Annotated in this window: 21 protein-coding genes and 1 pseudogene; 16 read left to right on the top strand and 6 right to left on the bottom strand. The window is 53.4% G+C overall.

Going from position 1 to position 21634, the window contains the following annotated elements; all coding sequences use genetic code 11:
• Positions 1–81 precede the first annotated feature (81 nt).
• The 9 genes from bchI (at position 82) to HCG48_RS11400 (ending at position 11676) form a co-directional block, all read left to right on the top strand.
• On the top strand, positions 82–1179 hold the full coding sequence (gene bchI, locus HCG48_RS11440) for a magnesium chelatase ATPase subunit I (RefSeq protein WP_168569266.1): 1098 nt from the start codon (positions 82–84) through the stop codon (positions 1177–1179).
• 24 nt (positions 1180–1203) lie between these two features.
• Positions 1204–1704: a crossover junction endodeoxyribonuclease RuvC gene (gene ruvC / locus HCG48_RS11435; RefSeq protein ID WP_168569265.1), complete on the top strand. Its 501-nt coding sequence runs from the start codon at positions 1204–1206 to the stop codon at positions 1702–1704.
• Between the two features lie 236 nt (positions 1705–1940).
• Positions 1941–4442, top strand: coding sequence for a WD40 repeat domain-containing protein (locus tag HCG48_RS11430; RefSeq protein ID WP_168569264.1), 2502 nt, complete (start codon positions 1941–1943; stop codon positions 4440–4442).
• A 161-nt stretch (positions 4443–4603) separates the two neighbouring features.
• Complete coding sequence (locus tag HCG48_RS11425; protein WP_168569263.1) at positions 4604–5737, top strand: HMA2 domain-containing protein; 1134 nt, start codon at positions 4604–4606, stop codon at positions 5735–5737.
• A gap of 132 nt (positions 5738–5869) precedes the next feature.
• On the top strand, positions 5870–6142 hold the full coding sequence (locus tag HCG48_RS11420) for a DUF5132 domain-containing protein (RefSeq protein WP_168569262.1): 273 nt from the start codon (positions 5870–5872) through the stop codon (positions 6140–6142).
• A gap of 122 nt (positions 6143–6264) precedes the next feature.
• Positions 6265–6846 carry an HMA2 domain-containing protein gene (locus HCG48_RS11415; protein WP_168569261.1) on the top strand — a complete coding sequence of 194 codons (582 nt, stop codon included), beginning with the start codon at positions 6265–6267 and terminating at the stop codon, positions 6844–6846.
• A gap of 822 nt (positions 6847–7668) precedes the next feature.
• On the top strand, positions 7669–9897 hold the full coding sequence (locus HCG48_RS11410; RefSeq protein ID WP_168569260.1) for a heavy metal translocating P-type ATPase: 2229 nt from the start codon (positions 7669–7671) through the stop codon (positions 9895–9897).
• Between the two features lie 14 nt (positions 9898–9911).
• Positions 9912–10217: a DUF5132 domain-containing protein gene (locus tag HCG48_RS11405; protein ID WP_168569259.1), complete on the top strand. Its 306-nt coding sequence runs from the start codon at positions 9912–9914 to the stop codon at positions 10215–10217.
• A 661-nt stretch (positions 10218–10878) separates the two neighbouring features.
• Entirely contained in the window at positions 10879–11676 is a 798-nt protein-coding gene (locus tag HCG48_RS11400; protein ID WP_168569258.1) for an SDR family NAD(P)-dependent oxidoreductase, read from the top strand.
• A gap of 110 nt (positions 11677–11786) precedes the next feature.
• On the opposite strand, the gene HCG48_RS11395 is transcribed toward HCG48_RS11400, so the two are convergent.
• The 4 genes from HCG48_RS11395 to HCG48_RS11385 form a co-directional block, all read right to left on the bottom strand.
• Positions 11787–12149, bottom strand: a complete 363-nt coding sequence (locus tag HCG48_RS11395; protein WP_168569257.1) for a DUF1622 domain-containing protein — start codon at positions 12147–12149, stop codon at positions 11787–11789.
• Positions 12150–12171: 22 nt separating this feature from the next.
• On the bottom strand, positions 12172–12921 hold the full coding sequence (locus tag HCG48_RS26000) for an RNA-guided endonuclease InsQ/TnpB family protein (RefSeq protein WP_246260037.1): 750 nt from the start codon (positions 12919–12921) through the stop codon (positions 12172–12174).
• Positions 12884–13447, bottom strand: a complete 564-nt coding sequence (locus tag HCG48_RS25995) for an RNA-guided endonuclease InsQ/TnpB family protein (protein ID WP_246260036.1) — start codon at positions 13445–13447, stop codon at positions 12884–12886. The genes HCG48_RS26000 and HCG48_RS25995 overlap by 38 nt, the downstream gene beginning before the upstream one ends.
• A gap of 356 nt (positions 13448–13803) precedes the next feature.
• Positions 13804–14121, bottom strand: coding sequence for a DUF3067 family protein (locus HCG48_RS11385; protein WP_168569256.1), 318 nt, complete (start codon positions 14119–14121; stop codon positions 13804–13806).
• 248 nt (positions 14122–14369) lie between these two features.
• Between HCG48_RS11385 and petC the strand changes: the two genes are divergently transcribed.
• From petC to HCG48_RS11355, 6 genes are all read left to right on the top strand, one after another.
• Positions 14370–14909, top strand: coding sequence for a cytochrome b6-f complex iron-sulfur subunit (gene petC / locus HCG48_RS11380; RefSeq protein WP_168569255.1), 540 nt, complete (start codon positions 14370–14372; stop codon positions 14907–14909).
• 102 nt (positions 14910–15011) lie between these two features.
• The gene (gene petA, locus HCG48_RS11375) at positions 15012–16001 is read left to right on the top strand and encodes a cytochrome f (RefSeq protein ID WP_168569254.1); all 990 of its coding nucleotides are present in this window, start codon (positions 15012–15014) and stop codon (positions 15999–16001) included.
• Positions 16002–16325: 324 nt separating this feature from the next.
• On the top strand, positions 16326–17174 hold the full coding sequence (locus HCG48_RS11370) for an alpha/beta fold hydrolase (RefSeq protein WP_168569253.1): 849 nt from the start codon (positions 16326–16328) through the stop codon (positions 17172–17174).
• A 144-nt stretch (positions 17175–17318) separates the two neighbouring features.
• Positions 17319–17762 carry a photosystem II protein PsbQ gene (gene psbQ / locus HCG48_RS11365; RefSeq protein WP_168569252.1) on the top strand — a complete coding sequence of 148 codons (444 nt, stop codon included), beginning with the start codon at positions 17319–17321 and terminating at the stop codon, positions 17760–17762.
• Positions 17763–18116: 354 nt separating this feature from the next.
• Complete coding sequence (locus HCG48_RS11360) at positions 18117–19223, top strand: NAD(P)/FAD-dependent oxidoreductase (protein WP_168569251.1); 1107 nt, start codon at positions 18117–18119, stop codon at positions 19221–19223.
• Positions 19224–19277: 54 nt separating this feature from the next.
• Positions 19278–19754 (top strand): hypothetical protein, encoded by a 477-nt coding sequence (locus HCG48_RS11355; RefSeq protein ID WP_168569250.1) that lies wholly within the window; start codon positions 19278–19280, stop codon positions 19752–19754.
• On the opposite strand, the gene HCG48_RS11350 is transcribed toward HCG48_RS11355, so the two are convergent.
• Positions 19751–20131 carry an FHA domain-containing protein gene (locus HCG48_RS11350; protein ID WP_168569249.1) on the bottom strand — a complete coding sequence of 127 codons (381 nt, stop codon included), beginning with the start codon at positions 20129–20131 and terminating at the stop codon, positions 19751–19753. The genes HCG48_RS11355 and HCG48_RS11350 overlap by 4 nt on opposite strands.
• An 839-nt stretch (positions 20132–20970) precedes the next feature.
• Here HCG48_RS11350 and HCG48_RS11345 point away from each other — a divergent pair.
• Positions 20971–21438, top strand: a pseudogene (locus HCG48_RS11345) (helix-turn-helix domain-containing protein); the annotation flags it as partial.
• 33 nt (positions 21439–21471) lie between these two features.
• Here the strand turns inward: HCG48_RS11345 and HCG48_RS27035 are convergent.
• Positions 21472–21606, bottom strand: a complete 135-nt coding sequence (locus HCG48_RS27035) for a hypothetical protein (protein WP_445974487.1) — start codon at positions 21604–21606, stop codon at positions 21472–21474.
• Positions 21607–21634 lie beyond the last annotated feature (28 nt).

The following is a 21634-nucleotide window of genomic DNA, read 5'->3' as shown; positions in this document are numbered from 1 at the left end:
AGTGCTCTCTCACGACAAAGCAGCCCCCACAATGGCACAATAAAGAACTGCGTCTAGAAGAACAAAAATTTAGGTAAACTCGTGAGTCCGACTGCCCAAGTTAGCCCAACCTTAACCAAAGTCACCCGCCGTGCCGTTTTTCCGTTTACGGCGATCGTCGGTCAAGAAGAGATGAAACTGGCGTTGTTGCTCAATGTCATCGACCCGAAAATAGGCGGGGTGATGATTATGGGCGATCGCGGCACCGGAAAATCGACGACGATCCGGGCTTTGGCCGATTTATTGCCGGAAATTGAGGTCATTGCTGACGATCCGTTCAACAGTCACCCCAGCGATCCGGAATTAATGAGCGACGAAGCGCGCGATCGCCGCGATCGCGACGAAGAATTACCCGTGATGCGTCGCAAAGTGCAGATGATCGACTTACCCCTCGGGGCGACGGAAGATCGCGTTTGCGGCACGATCGACATCGAAAAAGCCCTTTCTGAAGGGGTCAAAGCCTTTGAACCCGGTTTGTTGGCGAAGGCGAATCGCGGCATTCTCTACGTCGATGAGGTCAACTTGCTCGACGATCACCTCGTAGACGTACTGCTCGATTCCGCCGCCAGTGGCTGGAATACGGTAGAACGGGAGGGGATTTCGATCCGCCACCCGGCCCGCTTCGTGTTGGTCGGTTCTGGAAACCCGGAAGAAGGGGAGTTACGTCCCCAACTGCTCGATCGCTTCGGGATGCACGCGGAAATTCGCACGGTCAAAGATCCCCAATTGCGCGTCAAAATTGTGGAGGAGCGATCGGAGTTCGACCAAAATCCGGCGGACTATCTCGAACGCCACCACAGCGAGCAAGAAGGGTTGCAAAATAAGATCGTCGAAGCTCAAAATTTATTGCCGTCGGTCAAGATCGATTACGAGTTGCGGGTGCAGATTTCTCAAGTCTGTTCGGAACTCGATGTCGATGGGTTGCGCGGGGATTTGGTCACCAACCGCGCGGCGAAGGCGATCGCGGCGTTGGAAGGTCGCACGGAAGTCACCGTCGATGACATCCGCCGGGTGGTAACCCTGTGCTTGCGTCACCGCTTGCGTAAAGATCCTCTGGAGTCGATCGATTCCGGTTACAAGGTGCAGAAAGTTTTCGCCAGTGTCTTCGGTGTGGAACTCTCCGAGGAAAGCCAAGGCTAATCCTTGTCGTTGGTTCCCACGAAGATGGAAAAGCGCATCCTCGGGATCGATCCGGGGTTGGCAAGGTTAGGATTCGGGGCGATCGCCTGTCGTCAAGGGAGTTCGCGCGGTTCTCACGCCGAGATTTCGGTGTTGGACTTCGGCGTGATTCAAACTCCGGCAAAAACGGCGATCGGCGATCGCCTCCGGATTATTTACGATGATTTACACACCCTCATCGATCGCTTCCAACCGGATTTGGTGGCGATCGAAAAGTTATTTTTCTATCGCATGGGCAACACGATTTTAGTCGCCCAAGCGCGCGGCGTCATCGTCTTAGTTTTGGCCCAGTACCAGCTTCCCGCGATCGAGTTTACCCCCGCCCAAATCAAACAAGCGCTGACGGGGTACGGGAATGCAGAAAAACGCGACGTGCAAGAAGCCGTCGCCCGAGAATTACACTTAGAAACGATTCCCAAACCCGACGACGCCGCCGATGCTTTGGCGGTGGCGGTCACCGGGTGGTTTCAGGCCCCTTGGCGCTAGGGGGGCGATCGACTCCGGGAAGCCGTCAATACGGCCCCGCTTATTGAGAATTACCTGCAAGGATATCTGCATCAAAGTCCGATCGCCTCTCCGGGTATTTTCAGGCTATAATCCTTGTATGACAAAGCATCCAGCTCTTTTAATTAAATCTTTACTTGAGAATATTTATCAAAAAGTTCCGAATCGGTTTACCATAGATGTCGGTTTGCGAATGCAACATCACGGATGGGTCAACTATGGGATCTTGGCTGAGCTTATTTTTACAACTGGTCATTCCAGCGATCGAAAGTTTGGTCGCTGTGAAAACCAAGAAAGCTTTAAATAGCGTTCATTTTGAAGTAGACGGACGCCAAAAACAGCTCGGAATGTCGGCGACCTTTTTCGAGAATGCTTGTCCGAGTCTTCCCGAAACAAAAAACGGCGATCGCGAGAAATCTTGGCCGGAAAAATTACTCAACTTCAGTCTCGAACACGGCGAAGAAATCGGGCAACTGGTACGCTCTTGTACGACCCCCGCCAGCGACGCCCCCCATTTCGATCGCGCCCGCTTCCTCGAACAAAAAGCCCTACAACAACAAAGTATCCTCGAAAATCGCAAAACCCTCTTTCAACTGGCCGCCCAACGTCGAGAAATCACCTTAAAACTGCCGGAAGTTCACAAAATCCTCGACCATTGGCCCTTACGTTTATTCCCCTCCCAACTCTTAGAATCCTCCGGCGATCGCGCCCCCCTCCCTTTAAAAATTTTCCTCGCCCCCCCGCAAATCAACGGCGATCGTCCGACCTCAAGCACCGATCCCACTCCCGACCTCGAACTCTCTCTCGCTCAGGGATTGCGCGAATTCCTCTCCCGTCACTATCCCCTCCACGGTGCCAACCGCCCCACGGAATTTTTAGGGGGAGCCTGGGAGAGCAAACGCTTTCACAGCGAATCGAGCATTAAAGCCCTTTACGGATTACTCAAATCCGAACCCTGTACGATTTTAGAATCCGAAATTGATGGTGATTTCCTCACCTTCCGCCTCGCTTATTGGGGGTTGGAATCGGCCACCTATTACTATCAAACCGTTTTTTCCTTTTCCTATCGCCAATTTTTACAAGAATCGGCAAAAAATCGAGCCTTAAAATGGCGCGACACCTGCCAAAAACTAAAAGCTTTAGGGAAAAGTCCCAAAGAAATTAAAAAACTCGGAGGCGAGAACTGCAAAAACCTCTCCCTGTTGGAAGAAACCGAAATCCTCAAACAGGCAGGAGTCGATTTAGACCAACTCGATTTAAGTTATACGACTTCCGAGAAAGATTGGCAAAATTTGGCACAGTTTTTAAAACTCTGTCACTGTTTGGTGGCCGGGTGGATCGCCGATATTTATTATTTCACTTACGCCGATCGCTGGCCCTTATTGCCGGAGTTGCTGCCCCAATTGATGGCCGATTGTGCCGATCCCGACTTACTCGAACTCCCGGTGGCGGCGACGGTGACGATTTATCGGGATTTGCTCGCCGTGGTGGGCGATCGCCGTCCCTACTGGATGCCGGAATTAGCCCTCAATTTAGCCTGGAGTTTGACCCATTTTCCCGATCGCGCCTGGGCCCGCGCCGAAGTCGAATTTTCCGTGCGCACTTGGCTGCAACTGCGCCAGCGCGAGGCGCCCCATACCCTGCCAGACGCCCTAGAACGGATGTCAGAGGCCCTGACCCGGGAAGATCGCCCCTATCTCGAAACCCTCAAGCGCTGTTTGACCCAGTTGGGGGACCGGGAGGCGGTGGCGACGGTCGAGGGGTGGTTGGCGCGCTTGGGAGAGCTGACGATCGCCCCGGAAACGACCGTACCGCGATGGGATCGGCTCTCGTTGATGGGAACGTTAGAGCCGACCTGCGGCAAGGTGGCGGCGATCGCGATCGCCCCGGACGGCGAAACTTTGTATAGCTGCGGCGAAGACCGGATCGTTGAAATCTGGAACCTCGACCGCCACGGCGACGGTCAACTCCAAGGGACTCTCAAAGGCCATTCCGGGGGCATTCTAACTCTGACGCTCAGTGGGGACGGGCGCATTCTCGCCAGCAGCGATCGCTCGAAAAACCGCAGTTATATTAAAGTATGGCATTTAGAAACAGGTAAACTGCTCTGGACGTTATTCGGACATAAAAAAGATATTTTATGTCTCGCTTTGACTCCCGACGGCCAGACCCTCGCCAGTGGATCTCACAAAATTAAACTCTGGGATTTGAAGACCGGAGAAGCTACGCGAACCCTCTTCGGTCACCGCCAGTGGGTGCGCGCCTTGGTCTTTACCCCGGACGGGAGACACCCGATCAGCGCTAGCGACGACGGGACGGTGAAAGTTTGGGACGCGATCGCGGGGACGTTAAAATATACCCTCAACGGACATCAAGGTAGCGTGCGAACCCTGGCGGTCAGTCCCGACGGTAAAACCCTCGTCAGTGGCAGCGCCGATCGCACGATCGCGATTTGGGACCTGCAAACGGGACGACGAGTCCGCACGATCGCCGTCCACGATCGCCCCATTTGTTCCGTGGCGATCGCCGCCGACGGTCAAACTTTAATCAGTGCCAGTGAAGACAAAATGATAAAAATTTGCAATATAGAAACAGGAGAAATTCTTAATAGTCTCGATACCCGCACCGAAGGGGTCTCCGTTCTGGCGATCTCCGCATCCTCGCGGCTTTTGGCGACGGGTAGCCCCGATCGCACTTTGAAAATTTGGCAATTTCTTTAGATTGATGTCTGGCATTTCAAGAGGTTAAGAACTCTTTAACGTTTTGTAAAATTGTCGGCTTTTAAACCGAGAGATTTGAGAAATTCCTCTTATAATAAGAAATGTAGGTTTGCAAAAATGAATTAATTATTGCAAGTATTTCAAAGTGGGGAACCGAGCCAATGGCTAATGTCGAGATCTCCCCGAGCGATCTCTCAATCGAATTAGTTTCCGCCGCTCCCGGACGAGTCAGATTACGCAGTCGAGGGATGCCCGCAGAAACGACGGCCCGAGCGATCGCCGAGCGCCTGCGCGATTGCACCAGTATTCGCGAAGTCGTGGGCAACGAACGGACGGGGAGCATTATCATCCGCTTCGAGGCGCGAGAATTGAGCACGTGCGAACTGCTCGAAGAATTCTTGCCGGAAGTGCGAAAAACGCCACAGCCCTCGCCGCATCCGAACGCCGGGGCGATCGCCTCCGAGATCGACCTTCGCGACACCTACACTCGCCTCAAGTCCTGGATTCCGCCCATTCTCGGTCTCGTCTTCACGCGCACGTTGAGAATTTCTGGCTGGCCCTCCCTGCTGTCTTACCTCGTGTTTACGGCGATCGCCCGCGAAGCCCTCGATTACGTAGAAACGGAGGGCGACGGCGACGGCGAGACCCCCGAAGCCCCAGTTCGCGTGCCGATCGCCTCGGGGGCTTACGAGGTCGTCCACGCGATCGACGGGCGAATTCGCCTGAAAATCCCGCAAATTTGCGACGATCCGGCCTACTGCGATCGTCTGGAAGCGTTTGCTACCGAAGAAGACTGGATCGATCGCCTCACCCTCAATCGCAATACCGGATCGGCGATCGTCGCCTACAACGTCGGGGCGATCGCCGACAACGCCGTGCCTCGCCGACTCCACCAACTCCTCGAACGGGCTGCCGGAATCGCTCCCGCACAATCGTCTTCCCCCTCGGACAACAACGGATCGTCTCCGCCTCCGACCGACGGCCCCTCGGAGAGCGAGCCTCGCGATCGCTCCTCCGGAACCGACGGAGACCCCCCCGCCGAAGTCCCCGCCGATCCCGAGCGCAACGGCGAGCAACCTGTCGGCGCAGGGAACGAGGACCCGGAAGAAGAGCAAGGCGAGTCCCGGGAAGCGCCGATCCCGGAAACCGCATTCTCCGGCGAGGAGACCGAGAGCGAACCGCCTTCGGGAGTGCCACAAGCGGCGTTGGAGCGCTTGCACGATCGCCTCTCCACCTGGTGTTTGTTACTCAAATCTTGGAGAAAACCGCCCGTTCCTGAAACCCATCAAGCCTGAGTCCGCCGTCGGTCTCGCGATGGCGATCGCTAAAAGATCCCCATTCTCATTCCCGACGAGTTCCCCAAGGTACAACTCGCCGGAATGAGAAAGGCTATCATCTCAGATATTGTTTTCCAGAGGAACTCAATTATGTCACTCAAACTCGGAGATTTCGTTGAAGATTTAGGGGCTCCCGGAATTGCCCTCGGTGTCGGCGCCGTCGTCCTCGCTCCTTTCTTGGCGCGATCGCTCAAACCCGTTGCCAAAGCGACAATCAAAGGCGCGACGATCGCCTATGAAAAAACCAAAGGCATGGTCGCCGAAGCGGGGGAAGTTTTTGAAGACCTCGTCGCCGAAGCCCAAGCCGAACTGGCGGAGGAACAAGCGAAAAAATTAGAAGGAATGCCGGAAAATCAATCTTAACCGAGAGGTTTTCCCCGTACTGAAACTGGAGCGATAAGCCACCCCCCAGACTTCGATCTGGGGTTGTACGGGGTTCCTACTCAGTGGTCAAAATTAACCGATCGTAGCCAACCGGGTAGCTGATGAATGCCAATAATTCTAAATCGATTTCGGCGATTGCCCCGACCGTCATGGAGACGAAACGAGTGATTCCAGTCCAATTACTCAGTGCCAGTCCGGGAAGAATTCGTCTTCGGGTCGAGTCGTTCTACCGCAACCGCGATACCCTAGAGGCGATCGCCACTCGCCTGCGCGCCGGACTGGCGGTGGATCGCCTGCGTAGCAACATGCAAACGGGCAGCCTGACAATTTTTTACCCGTCCGAATCCTTGAGTGTAGCGGAGGCGATCGTCCGTTTGGAAGATTTGGGATTCCCTTGTATCACGCCCCCTCGCCATCCTCCCGGCGATCGCTCCCAAGCGGCTGACGAGATCGTCGATGTCATGACCGTTTTCAACAGTAAAGTCAAGCAAATGAGCGAAGGAACTGTCGATTTGCGCTTCTTAGTTCCCCTGAGCTTTACCTTATTGGCTTTGCGGCAATTAACCCTCAAAGGCTGGCAATTAGATGTGATTCCATGGTACGTGTTGGCGTGGTATGGGTTTGATAGTTTTATCAAACTTCATTATAGTAACGGCGGCTCTACTCTTCGCGAATCCGATTGAAGGAACTCCCCCGGTCGAGAGGATCGATCGGGTACGGTTCGATCTATTTGTGCCGTTCGATGGGAGGTTTTCGATCGCGGTTCAAGAGCAGTGAGTTTAACGATCGCACGTCGCTGGTGGCAGGTTAATTCTTGGAAGTAAACGATCGAACAACCCTCTTTTGATGGAGAAAACGTTAAAGTCGAGCCAATTTCTCAATTTGAGCAATTTTAACGGAATCCGTCGGAATCTTCGTGTTTTCACGGAGGGAAGCGAGGACTGTCTTGGCAGCGAATCGTAAGAAGTCGAGGGGAAAAAGGAGTGGAAGTAACTTTGCGATCGGCAGAGATAAGATTGCTAAAAGTCAATCGGCTAAATTGCTATTTCAGCTAATTAAAACGCCTGTGAAGATTGAGAAAATTATAGACTTAACATTTTTTTAAAGTTAGAAAAATATTTTCCTTCCAAAAGGGTGTAATCTAATAATAGTGAAATTCAAAAAAACTCAATAACAAACGTCGTACAGGTCGGCACGAGTCGAGTTCGATGGCGTCCTCAAGCTCGATGGGATCTTGGGGCGCGGGTCGGGTGAGTCCGAGAATCACTTCGGTAAAAAGAGATAAAAAAAGCTCACAATAACTCACAATAAATAGCGAGCCCTTTGCTCGTTCGATCCAGCTCGCTCGTTCGATCCGGGTGGCGATCGCCCTGGGTTACTCGAAGAGCGAGACCGATCGCGATTTCGGGTTGCTCCCAGGATCGTTACCGCACTCCAACGAGGGGGAATGGGGCGGAGTGTACGAGCGGGGGAATTCCATCGGTACTTCATGGGAGTGGAGAGCAATGGTTCAAGTCGCACTCACGCATCGGACGCGATCGAAGCACGAGTCAATCCTCGGAGCGAACGAGATCGAGGGAACGCCCGTTAATATAGCCGTTCCCTATGGTGTCGTTCACTGGATGCCCGGTCGGATCCGGGTGCGGGTGCCGCGATTGAGTTGCGATCGCCCTTATGGCAGACGCTTGCAACGGGCGGCGAACCGCCAGCATTGGATCCTCGACGTGCGCCTCAATCCGGCGGCGGGTTGCGCGATCGTCCGCTATCGGGTGGAAGGGTTCGATCCCGATCGACTGCGGGTCGCTTTAGAACGGTGGCTGGCGCGGGCGGAGGATCCCCAAGCCGACGACGATCGCGACCCCGATTCCCCGGATCGTGCGGGGGAAAGCTGGCTCTCGGAGCTGAAATTGCCATTGCTCGCTACCTGTCTGGCGATCGGCGCCGGGCCGTTGGGATGGTCGATTTCGCCGATGGCGATCGCCTCGACGATCGCGATCGCCGCCGTACCCGTCGCCAAACGGGCGATCGTCAGCTTGTGGGCCGAACGGCGGGTCAATATCGACTTTCTCGACAGTTTGGCGATTTCGATTACCACGATTCAAGGGCATTTTCTAACTTCCGCGACGATGGTCGGCTTGATCCAACTCGGGGAAGCAATCCGCAATCGCACGGCGCGATCGTACCACCACGAAGCCTTAGATTTGCTCAGTTCCCTCGCCCGTTTTGCTTGGGTCGAACGCGGCGGGGAAAAACAGCAAGTCCCCCTCGAAGCGGTGGAAGTCGGCGATACGGTCATCGTCTACCCCGGGGAACAGATCCCGGTAGACGGTCGCATTTTGCGCGGCAAAGCCTTAGTGGACGAGCAAAAACTCACCGGGGAATCGATCCCGGCAGTGCGATCGCCCGGGGAAGCGGTCTACGCCTCGACCTTGGTGCGATCGGGTCAGATCTACGTCTTGACCGAACGCACCGGGGCGGCGACTTTAGCGGGTCGCACGATGCAACTGCTGCAAAATGCCCCCGTTTGCGATACGCGCATGGAAAACTACGCCGCTAAAATTGCCGATCGCGCCGTGATGCCCGCCCTGTTGCTCTCCGGCGCCATCTACGCCCTCACCCGCAACGCGGCGCGGGCTGCCTCGATTTTGACCTTAGATTTCGCCACGGGGATCCGAGTCTCGGTTCCGACGACGGTGATGGCGGCCCTGAGTGCGGCGGGGCGCCACGGGGTGCTGATTCGCTCCGGGCGCGCCCTCGAACAGTTGGCGCAGGTGGACGCGATCGTGTTCGACAAGACGGGAACTCTGACTCAAGGGGACGTGGCGATCGTCGGGGTGAAAACGGCGGCGGCGGCGATCGATCCGATGCGGGTGGTGCAGTTGGCGGCGGCGGGAGAACAGCGCATCACTCACCCGGTGGCGGAAGCGGTCATGCGTTACGCCAACTATCACGAATTGATCGTCCCGGCGCGCGGCGAGTGGGACTATCAAGTGGGTTTCGGCTTGAGCGCGCAGGTGGAAGGACAGGCGGTGTTGGTGGGTAGCGATCGGTTCATGGTTAAAGAAGGGGTGGATCTCGATCCCCTGCACGATCGCCATCCGGAGGTGTTGACGGCGGGCTATCCCAAGATTTACGTCGCCTGCGATCGCCGCTTACTCGGGGTCATTCAATATAGCGATCCCCTCCGCCCGGAAACGGTACGAGTGTTGCAAAAATTGCGCCGTTTTGGGGCGGAAATTCACATGCTCACCGGGGACAACCGCCAACGCGCCGCTACGGTCGCCCGGGAGTTGGATATCCCCCCGAGTCACGTCCACGCGGAAGCGTTCCCGGAACACAAAGCGGAGGTCATCGGGCGCCTGCACGATCGCGGTAAAACGGTGGCGTTTGTCGGGGACGGCTTGAACGATTCGGCGGCCCTCGCCTATGCGGACGTGTCGATTTCGTTCGGCGACGGGTCCGATGTCGCCCGAGAAACGGCGGACGTGGTGTTGATGAAAAATAATTTATATGGATTGGTCGAAGCGGTCGCGATCGCCCGTCACGCGAAGCAAATTATCGCCCAAAATACGGGGATCGTCGCCCTTCCCAACCTGTCCGGTTTGGCGATCGCCGCCACGGTCGGCATGAATCCGATGACGGCGACGGCGATCAATAACGGATCGAGTGTTGTTGCTGGAGTGAACGGCTTGCGCCCGGTGCTGATTGCACCGTCAAAATCTGACCGTGAATAGAGGAGGTTTTTAAAATGTCGTTCGATTTAAAAGATCTTGTCGGCGATTTCGTCGAAGAATTCGGACTTCCTGGGGTGGCGATCGGGGTCGGCGCGATCGTCTTGGCCCCGGTCTTGGGGCCGCCGTTGGCAAAACTCGGCAAACCCGCCGCCAAACTGGCGATTAAAACCGGATTGGTCGTTTACGACAAGGGGAAAACCCTGTGGTCGGAAGCTGGAGAAGCCCTCGAAGATCTCGTCGCCGAAACCCGGGCCGAATTAGCCGAAGTCCAAGCGAAAAAAGCCTTAGCCCCGGTGGAAAGTCCCCCGGAAGCCTTGTAGCCCCTCACCAGGCCGATCCGACGCGGTCAATCTGTAAATTTTTATAAATTTTTGTTACTCCCCGCCCCGTAGTTGTGATTTCGATCGCACCCACGGGGCGTTTGCAATAGCTATAACCCTCAATGAAGCTCGCATTTTAGGTGTATGAAGAAATATTGCGGAAACTTCATGAAGAAATATTGCGTCTTCTGGATTTAACTGCTAACTTATGTTATTGAGGGCGCTGTTGTAGACGCTCGTCAAAAGGAGACCAGTGCGTTATGCTCTACATTCACTTAACTGGCTTCGTGGGTTATCCCTGCCGGGTTTGACTGGCAAGTCTCCCCGACGCCACGGGGTTCGGCCAACAGATAACTAGGCTTGTCACGCTTAACATCCCCCGATTTCGATCACTCCGATTGCGGTTTTGCCTCGGATATCCAGCCGCGAGGCGATCGAATCACCACTCGATTCATTCGGAATGACATTTCCCAGCCTCGTAAATCGAGCTTGAAATATTCGGGCAAGTTCTTCGAGAAATGTCACCCTCATCTACCTGAAATTTCCTGCTAGTTCGGTCATTGAATTAACAAATATCTGTCCGCATTGTGGGGACTTAGACTCTTTCAGCGTCCCCGACGAACTCGACGTGCGGCCAGACCTCAACTGTGGAGGTTTTACGATGAATATTCAAGGAAAGACCGCCCTGATTACCGGGGCGTCACGCGGGATCGGACGGGCGATCGCACTAGAATTAGCCCGCCAACACACGAAACGCCTCATTTTAGTAGCCCGCGATCGCGATCGCCTCAACGAATTGGCGGCTGAAATCGCAGCGATCGGGTCGGAAGCCGTGGTCATGCCTTTAGACCTCACCCAACCGATCGAGGTCAATATCGCGATCGCCAAAGCTTGGCGCGACTGCGGACCGATTCACCTGCTGGTCAACTGTGCCGGAGTCGCCCACCAAATGCCATTTTTGCAGTCGCAACTTCCCAAAGTTCACGAAGAAATTTCTCTCAATCTCATGGGACTGTATACGGTGACCCGCTTGGTGGCGCGTCGCATGGCGGCCCGCCAAGAAGGGACGATCGTCAACGTTTCCAGCCTCATGGGGAAAGTCGCCGCGCCGACGATGGCGACCTATTCCGCCACGAAATTCGCCATTCTCGGCTTTACCGAAGCCTTACGAACCGAACTGGCGCCGTATAACGTCAAGGTGGCGGCGTTGTTACCGACCCTGACCGATACGGACATGGTTCGCAATAAGCGCCTGTTTCGTTGGGTGGTTCCGATGACCGCCGAGGATGTCGCTAAAGCTTTGGTCAACGGACTGCGCCGGGATGATTCGGAAATATTGGTCGGTTGGCAAAGCCATCTGGCGGTCTGGTGCAAACAACTGGCGCCGGGACTGATGCAACAAATTTTGCGCATGGCCACCCCACGCACCTTGAAGGAAGCGACGGTCGGTTCGCGCTAAGTTGAGTTGAACTACCAAGAACTCCCCGCTACGATCCCGGGGAGTTCTTGGCATTTCGGGCGATCGCGTAGGGTCTCCAAACGAGAATCGCCGTTGGCGGGGTCGGCGCTTCAGCTTTTGAGTCGGTCCCACAGAGAGGTGCGATCGCGATCGTCTCCATCGGACGAACTGCCCGTAATGGCTTGCAACAATAGAGAATTGAGTAAGGTGCGGATGGCGATAATTGCTGCCAGTTGGCCGATATCGTTCCAACTCGGGGCGATCGTCGTTTTCAAGATACTCCCGCCGATCGGAAAGCCCAAACCGAGGGAAAAAGCATACCCCATTTCTAGGCGACTTTCTTGGAAGGCGAGGGCAGAATGTCCGCTTAACAAACCGTGTCGCAGGTAAACCAGCAGGGATTTAACAATTCCGGTGAAAATCACAAATAAGGCCAGTAATTGACACAAACTGACCATCCAATTATGTGACATCCTCCCGACGCTGAATCAAAGATTACAGCGCGGGCTTCCCAACCTCACAATTGGGTGTTCCTGCCCCACGCCACTTATCTAGGTCATAGACCCCCGACAGACCGACTTGACAGGCGGTTTCCGTTCCCCAGAGTCCCTGGGTTACTACGTTTTCTAGTCCACGATGCAAAACCATCTCTGCTGCAGCACGATCGCGATGCGTCCGATACCCACACTCAGGACAATGATGCTCTCTGACTTCCAACCCTTTGCTGACCGTAGCAAAGCAGGATGGACAGGTTTGACTGGTACCGTTGGGGTTGACTTTAGCAAAGTACACTCCCCGTTTCCAACAAACCCATTCCGTCAGAGACAGGAATTGTCCGAAAGCAGCATCTACACAATCTGTTCGCAACATCCCTCGCGTCAAGCCTTTGACGTTGAGATCTTCTGCAAAGATGGTTTGCGCCCGGTCGCAAAGCTGATGAGCCGTCTTCAGATGGAAATCTTTACGACGATTGGCAATGCGATGATGCATTCTAGCCACTTCGATTTGCGCCTTTTCCCAGTTTTGAGAACCCTTCTGTTTTCGTGCTGCTCTGCGTTGCAGCAATTTCAGCTTGCGTTGCATCGACTTGAAAAACTGGGGTCGCTCTTGGAAAGAGCGATCGGAAGCGGTCAAGAATCGCTCCAATCCCAGGTCAATCCCAATTGCCCGACCGTGAACCGGGGCATCGGGAACCGATATATCCGATTCAATGGTGACGACGACATACCATTGTGTTCCTCGCACCCTGGACAATACCCGCACCTGTATCCCCCCAACCCCCCTTTGAAAGGGGGGCGAAGGGGGGATGCAGGTTAATGGGTACTTCCCCAATCTTTGGCAACTTGATTGTGAAGCCATTGATGGGATTGTTCTTGAACTGGGGAAATAGAAAGGATTTGAATTGACCGAACTTTTTGAAACGAGGGAATCCATGTCCCCGTTTCTGAAATGCTTTCCAGGTATCGTGCAGTCTGCGAATTGTGGTCTGCAACACCTGAGAATGTACCTGACCCAGATGCGGGAATTGCTTCTTTGCTTTAGCCAGGTTGTTTTGTTGACGGTGATAAGACGGAAACGGTTCATCAGCAGGAATGGTGTATTCCTTTTCCAACGAACATCGGTCTACCTGACACTTACGAGAAGCAATCCAGTCTTTGAGTTCGCGCAAAGCGTAGTTATATACGCCTCTGCAGGTCTCAAGCCACTCCAACAGTTCAGTCTGCTGGGTGGCGTCTGGATCGATTCGGTAAGTGTAGTTCATAGTCAGCATGACTATAAACTACCACAGGCTATAGCTGCTGATAAATGCTGGTCTCATCCCCATTGTAGGGCTTGGCCCTTCCCGTAGGGTGGGGATGAGGCCAGCTCGGGGAGTCCATGGATCCCGACGCTGATGCTTCGCATACAGCGCGGGACTTATCGCTCCCCGAACCCCTCAAACGTTAAAGATCTGACGATAACTTCCATCGCGATCGCTCCCCGATAAAATGCCGTGCGGATCTCGTGGGACAACTGACGGGATCGATCGCGACGGCGTGACTCGCCTCGATCCCCGGATCCCAGCGATTCTCCTTTGGAGACCCTACGCGAAGGTCCGGCAACCTAGAACTTGAGTGAAAAAATCGACTAGAAATTTTCGAGCATCCATTCCGACGCGCGATCGCCCAATTCTACCGGAATACTAACCGCTTTACCCAACCGGGGCCGTTCTTTCGTCTGTTCGATATAAGCGCAAAACTGCTCGATCGCCCCCCAACCGTGCAAATAGGCGACCACCGTATCCAAATGTTCGAGATATTCCGCTTCCGTAAGCGGAAATGACGCTTGTTCGAGATATTTCCACATCACTTGTACAAACATTTTGCCCTGGGTGCGGCGCATTTTGATGTCGTAAGAATAGCCCCACTTGTCTACGAGCAGTTGGCGTAAGTCTCGTCCCGTCATAAGCTTTTACTTTACAATTTGTTACAATTCCGAGACTCCGAGGGGTGAAAATGCGATCGATGGGTCAAAGAATGTAATAATTTTTTCAGAAACGCCGAAGGGGGTGTTTCCAACGTGTTGTCGCTCCCTGGCAGGTTTGGCTAACTCTAAATATACACACGCCATTGTTAAATCTAGAGTTGACCAATTTTAGCCCTTGACTGAGTGGCTAAGACATACAACTTAACACACAGATAGCAAGTTAGGTCATGGCTCAAGCTTCCGGATCTCCTGACGTTCCCAGCATGGGACGTCGCCAATTCATGAATTTTCTAACCTTCGGGGCCGTCACTGGGACAGCTCTCGGAGCGCTTTACCCCGTTGTCAAATATTTTATCCCCCCTTCTAGCGGTGGCCCCGGAGGTGGCGTAACCGCTAAAGATGCGTTGGGGAACGACATCAGCGTTAGCAAATTTTTAGACAGTCACAACCCTGGCGATCGCACTCTGGCCCAAGGACTCAAAGGGGATCCCACTTACCTCGTGGTGACCAACGACAAAACCCTAGCCGATTACGGCTTAAACGCCGTTTGCACTCACCTCGGCTGTGTCGTCCCCTGGAACGCCAGCGAGAATAAATTTATTTGTCCCTGTCACGGTTCCCAATACAACAGCGAAGGTAAAGTCGTGCGCGGTCCTGCGCCTCTGTCGTTAGCCTTAGCTCACGCCGACGTTCAAGACGACAACGTTGTATTGACTCCCTGGACGGAAACCGATTTCCGCACCGGGGAACAACCCTGGTGGACCTAACCGAATTCGAGCCGATCGGATTTTAGCTCGGCGATGGCCAGTGCCATTTACCCTCTAAAATCTCTATGTTTGAGCTTCGTCAGTAAAATCGTTCCATTCCCGATGAAACAACTTTCCTTATCGCCGATCCTGCAACGCCTCTCTGGGGCAATGGCGAAAGGCGCGCTGGTACTGGTTACGACGTTGGCGCTGTTAGTCGCTTTCGACGTGACCTTACCGCAGTCCGCCGCCGCCTATCCCTTCTGGGCCCAACAAACTGCACCGGACAGTCCGCGTGAAGCCACGGGCCGGATTGTTTGCGCCAACTGCCACTTGGCGTCCAAGCCGACTGAAATTGAAGTCCCGCAATCGGTTTTACCCGATACGGTCTTTGAAGCCATCGTTAAAATCCCTTACGACACCAACGTTCAACAAGTGTTGACCACCGGGGAAAAAGGCCCGCTCAACGTCGGCGCCGTGCTGATGCTTCCCGAAGGCTTTAAGATCGCTCCGGAAGATCGCATCCCCGAAGAACTCAAAGAAAAAGTCGAAGGGCTGTACTTCCAACCCTATGCGGCGGACCAAGAAAACGTGGTCATTGTCGGTCCGTTACCCGGCGAACAATATCAAGAAATTGTCTTCCCGGTGTTGTCTCCCAATCCCGAAACGGATAAAAATATTCACTTCGGTAAATATGCGGTCCACGCGGGGGGTAACCGAGGACGCGGCCAAGTTTACCCGGCTGGAAATGCCAGCAATAATGCGGTTTATAAAGCCTCTGTCACGGGTAGTATCGCCAAGATCGAACAAGGGGAAGATGGGAGTTATGAAGTCACCATTCAACCGAGTGAAGGCGATGCCGTCGTCGATAGCATTCCTGTCGGACCGGAATTGATCGTTTCCGAAGGCGATGAAGTGACTGCCGGACAAGCGATTACCAACAACCCGAATGTTGGCGGTTTCGGTCAGAAAGATACGGAAATCGTCCTGCAAAGTTCGGGTCGGATTACGGGCTTATTGGCCTTCTTCTCGATTGTCATGATTTCTCAAATTATGTTGGTCTTGAAGAAGAAACAAGTCGAAAAAGTTCAAGCTGCAGAAATGAACTTCTAGGATTTAAAACTCTAGGATTCTGTTTTGAATATGGACTAAAAAAAGGGGCAAATGCCCCTTTTTTTATAGGAATTTTTTCAAAGTTAAAGGGGGTAGGGAGGATCGCCGTAAATGTCCTTTAATCTTTCTAATTTACCCTAATTAAAGGGGACTTCACCCTGGGTCGGGGGACTTACGAATGAGGCGGGTCCGAGGCCCGAACCACAGAAAAGCTGATTCGATTCAAAAAGACGATCGCCGATCGCCGCTCGATGGAGCGCTCTTGATTGACGGGACAAAATAACGGTAAGCTCTAAACGTCAATGCTTAAAAAAATTTCGTCTCGTGAAGATTGAAGAAAAAACCATAGAAATTGACGGTTTAAAATGGTTTTATCGGGAGTTGGAACCGTTAAACCCGAGCGATCGCCCTCCCGTTTTGTTGTTGCACGGGTTGCCCTCTCAAGGCTATAGCTGGACCGAAGTGATGCCCATTTTGGCCGAACGAGGGTTTCGCGCGATCGCCCCGGATTGGATCGGCTTTGGCAACTCCGACCAACCGAGTAACAGCCAATTTAACTATACCCCCGCCGCCTTTCTCAAGGCTCTCAGTGGCTTGATTGACGCGATCGACCTCGATCGCTTTTACTTAGTCGTACAGGGCTTTCTCGGCTCCGTCGGCGTGCAGTACGCTCTCGATAACGGCGATCGCGTCGAACGCCTGGTGATGCTCAATAGCCCCGTCCTCAGTAGCGCCCAACTGCCCTGGAAACTGCGTCAATTGGGGCTGCCCTTCGTCGGCGACATGATGACCCAAGACCCGCTTTTAGTCGATCGCACCTTGGAAGGGGCAAGCGGTTACGGCATTTCCGAACCGGATTTAGATGTTTATCGCAAACCGTTTCTGACCAGTTCCGCCGCCGGGCGATCGTTGATGACGACGATTCGCCGCCTCGATCTCAAACGAACCAGTGCCGAAATCGAACGCGGGCTGAGAGAATGGGAGCAGCCCACTTTAATTTTGTGGGGACTTCAAGATCCGTGGTTCTCGGCGACCGATGCCGAAGATTTGGCGAAATTACTGCCCAATAGCGAACGGGTCAACCTCCCGGAAGCCGGACATTACGCCCAAGAACATTGGTCTGAAGATGTGGGCGAGGCGATCGCTACTTTCTTCAAACGTCAGGTCGTCTGAGCCTAAATCGGTGGTCGATTCTAGCGCGATTTGAGCCGGAAAAATCCTCAAGAATGTTAAATCCATCCATGACCGATGCACCCGATCTTGATATATTTTTCTTGAGAAAACGATTTCAGTTAATTTAAGGGAAACAAATAGGTTATGTCACGCTATCGTTCAATTCTGGCTGGGATTCTCGCACTGATAACCGTATTCGTCGTAAGCTGTGGGGGACCGCAAGCGAGCGAACCCGCTCTGTATTCTCAAATTCAGTTGGAACGCATTCAGGAATACAAAGCTGATATTCAAAGTTTCCGCGATCGCATGAGCGAACTCGAATCTTTGATTCAAGAACGCGACTGGATTGATGTCGGGAACTTCATCCACGGTCCCCTTGGCGATTTGCGCCGGGATATGGGTTTTGTCGCCCGTAATTTAGACCCGCAAGATGCTAAAGCCGCTCGCAATAAAGCGAAAGAATTATTCGTCCATCTCGAAACGATCGATCGCGCGGCGACTGAAGCGAATTACAGTTTAGCTCTCAGTAACTATGCGGAAGCTCTAGCCGATTTCGATGCTTTCCTTAACCAGCTTCCCAATAGCTAGTCAGTCGAAGGGGAGCGTTGCTCGAACTGATGAGGTTGTAGAGCCATTTAAAGATTGAATAAGTTGGGGACAAGTCTATGGAGTTGTCCCCAATTTTTGTAAGCTTCGATCGCAGAGTGTTCATCAAGAAAATATCAAAAAATCTAGTAGGGGTTTGGTGACCAAACCCCTACTTCTCTAGGGTTTGGTCACCAAACCCCTACAAGGCACAATAGAAAGGTCGAGAGAGTTAAGTTAACCCGATGTCAGCCCTCGGTCGTTTGATGCTCCGGCGATTGGCTCCTCTCAAACCGGACTCTTAATGTTTATTTTTTAAACAGTCTCTAAAATCTAAACTCTAAACTCTAAAATCCCATGACTCGTATTGCTATTATTGGCTGCGGTATTATCGGAGCGACGATCGCCTATGAATTATCCCAGGTGCCGGGATTAGAAATTACGGCGATCGATCGCGCCTACGAACCTGCAACGGGGGCGACTCAGGCGGCGTTGGGGGTGTTGATGGGCATTATCAGTCAAAAGGTCAAAGGGCGGGCGTGGCGCCTGCGCGAAAGGACTTTGCGCCGTTACGAAATCTTAATCCCGGAACTCGAAGCGATCGCCGAATGTTCGATTCCTTACAACCGTCAGGGGATCGTCAAACTCTGCTTTCCCGGCGAGGATCTGGAAAAATGGCGAACTCTCTGCGAAACTCGCCGTTCTCAGGGCTGGTCATTAGAATTACTGACCCCGGAACAGGTGCGATCGCGCTACGAACAATTGGCAGATTTAGACCTCATCGGCGCGGTCTACTCCCCACAAGACCGACAACTCGATCCGGTGGCGTTGACCCGAGCGCTGGTGAGTGCGGCGACCCGTCAGGGGGTGGCGTTTCAGTTTGGGGTGGAGGTTCTCGGGGCGCGTTATACGGAAACGGGCGATCGGAAAATTTGCCAGGAGTTGGAAACCTCCCAGGGTTCGTTAGCGGTGGATTGGGCGATCGTGGCGGCGGGGTTGGGTTCGACGGCGTTGACCGAACAATTGGGGGAAGCTGTCGAGATTCGACCCGTTCTCGGTCAGGGGTTAAAAGTGCGGTTGGCGACGCCGTTGGCTGCGGGCCGTCCGGAACCCGTGCTCACCGGGGATGACGTGCATATCGTTCCCTTGGGACGTGGGGAATATTGGATCGGGGCGACGGTGGAGTTTCCCCAAGCGGGGATGGAGTTGAGGGGCGATCGCGCCCAATTGGAGGCGGTGTGGGAACGGGCGATCGCCTTTTGTCCGGGGTTGGCGAACGGAGAAATCGTCAACACCTGGAGTGGTTTGCGTCCGCGACCGGAGGGACGACCCGCTCCAGTTATCGGTCCGCTCGACGGATTTAAGAATGTTTTATTGGCGACGGGTCACTATCGCAACGGGATTTTATTAGCTCCTGCAACGGCGTTGGCAGTGCGCGAGACGATCGCCGAGAACGAGTGCTAGACTTCGGAAAAATTACTGCGCTGTCGTTGGCGAATATCTTTTTCCGAGGGAATTATGAAGCCGATTCACGCTTGTTCGATGACCTTGCTGAGTGCGATCTGTTTGACGCCAGCGATCGATCTGGCCCTTCCGGTTGCGGGATCGAGTCATCCTTTAGCAAAAACGACGATGAAACCAGAAAATTCAGAGCGAGTCACCCTCACCGGGGTAGTCATTCGCAAAGAATGGTCTCAAAGTGCGGAATCTTGGATGGCGGGAGGCAGTGAATATTACGTCCTCGATGTCGGCGATGCCGAAATTGAAGAACGGACTGCAACAGAAGGGACGATCTTGCGCGGGTCCGACGAGGTGGAATGGGAAAGTTTCGAGGATTTTGTCGGGATGGAAGTGGTCGTCGAGGGGGAATTTGTCGCCCCGCAGCCTTACGTCCCGAGTTCGCCGATGGAAAACTATCCCACGGGAATGGATGGAAAGCCTTTACCGAGGGGCGGCGGGTTTAAGGTCTCTTCGATCGCTCCGGTTGGGGACTAACTGGCTAACACTCCCGATTGCGTTTGGGGTTCCGGTCCGGCGATCGGCGATTCTCCTGGGGAGACACTTCGCGATTGCGCGCCTTTGAAGATTTGTAGTTGCGGTCCGGAACGGGCCAGACGTACCATCAATCCATCGATGATTGGAGCTTGAATTAAGGGGCGATCGTCGATAAAACTGCCGTTACTGCCGAGGTTGACGATTTTCCAGCACGAACCGATCCGGCGCAGTTCGAGATGGTGACGGGAAACGACGGCGCTATAGAGAACGACGTCGTTATCTGGCGATCGCCCGACGCGAATCACGTCGCGATCGCCGAAACTCCAGGTTTGAGAAGGACTCAGACTTTGCGGATGCACCAAAATTAGAGTAATCACTCGTCGCGACTCCGAGTCATATTTATATAAAAAGTTTTGTTAGAGAAAAAAGACGAATTTCTCGGCTGAGAAGTTTCTGGAAAATTTTTCCAAATAATTTAAAAATTATTGTTAATTTTTTTAAAAAAACATTACAATTTTTGTTACTCGTCAAAACGGTCGATCCGGGGGGAATGGTTCGGACTCGATCTTCGCCGACGAGTGGTTCCCTTAATTTTTTTTATGCTTGCAATTAATCAGGGGAAGGCAGGGAAGGGAGGACGCCCCCGTTAAAAAGGCGATAACCGAGATTTGAGTCGTCTTTTGAGCGAAACTAACCGATGGCGATCGCCCCGGTTACGCGCGATTGAAACGTGGCGCGATCGAGTAAAATATCATCAACTCGCTCGGGGTAAAAAACCGCGACGAGCGCCGGACGGAAAGGGGAGGAGATCGGGGGAAGACCGGGGGTGCGCTATAGCCTACGGCATGGCTTCGCGCTTTGCGCTTAGGGTGTCCCCAGAAGAATCGCCGCGCCGGATATACTCCAGCAAGGGGCATGAAAGGGGGAGTGCCACGGAGATCGGAGTAGGGAAAGGAAGAGACGAGACGACGAAGACACCAACCCAGCCAATGGCGCGAGACGGCGATCGCGCTGCCGCCGGGAGTGGGCTATCGGAATCGCCGGGGTGGGCGACGGGCTGTTAACTGAGAAACTTCTAAAAAATAAGGGGAATTTTAACCGAAGTAAGCGAGAATTCTCCCATCTCAACGAAGTAGATGGGGGATGAAAGCGAACTTAGAATGAAGTTCGATCTTTTTGTGATTTAATAAATCGATCGCTAAAAGTTTTACTGGTAATGTTGAGAGCAACAAGAGTCAGAATCTATCCTACCGCAAAACAACGACAGCACTTAGCCCAAAGTTTTGGGTGTTGTCGTTTTGCTTGGAATTATGCTCTTAACCTAACCAATGAAACCTATAAAGCAACCGGAAAAGGTCTTTCTAGGTTCGCTATTCAGAAAGAGATAACGAATCTCAAGAAAGAATACGAGTGGATGAAAGGGCCTTATTCTCAGTGCTTACAGGTGGTAGCACTCAACTTATCTCCGGGGGGAATTAGTCAGGTCGGTTGGGGTCAATTTTGCACCCTGTTGAAATACAAGTGTGAGTGGGAAGGGAAAATATATCAAGAAGTCGATCGTTTTTTCCCTAGCTCTAAAACTTGTAATGTCTGCCTAAATCAAGTCAGAAGCCTGACCCTCGATCTTAGGAGTTGGCGGTGTGAAAAGTGCGGGACTCAACACGATCGCGGCGACATCAACGCGGCCAAAAAGATCGGAGATGAAAGACTGCGGATTCTATCCTCTGGAACGGGGGAGATCGCCGATCGCCCAAGTGTAAGTCGAGATAGTAGAGGTCGCAAGACCGCTACCGTTTCGCAGTTTGATGGGTAGGAAGCCCCAACCTTGCGATCGCAGGTTGGAGTAGTTCACGATATCCCTATCTAACCGTCGGGTAATA

The sequence above is a fragment of the Oxynema aestuarii AP17 genome (genome assembly GCF_012295525.1).
GTDB classification, from domain to species: domain Bacteria; phylum Cyanobacteriota; class Cyanobacteriia; order Cyanobacteriales; family Laspinemataceae; genus Oxynema; species Oxynema aestuarii.
The sequence above is the reverse complement of the archived record's forward strand: the minus strand, read 5'-3'. Positions and strand labels throughout refer to the sequence as shown.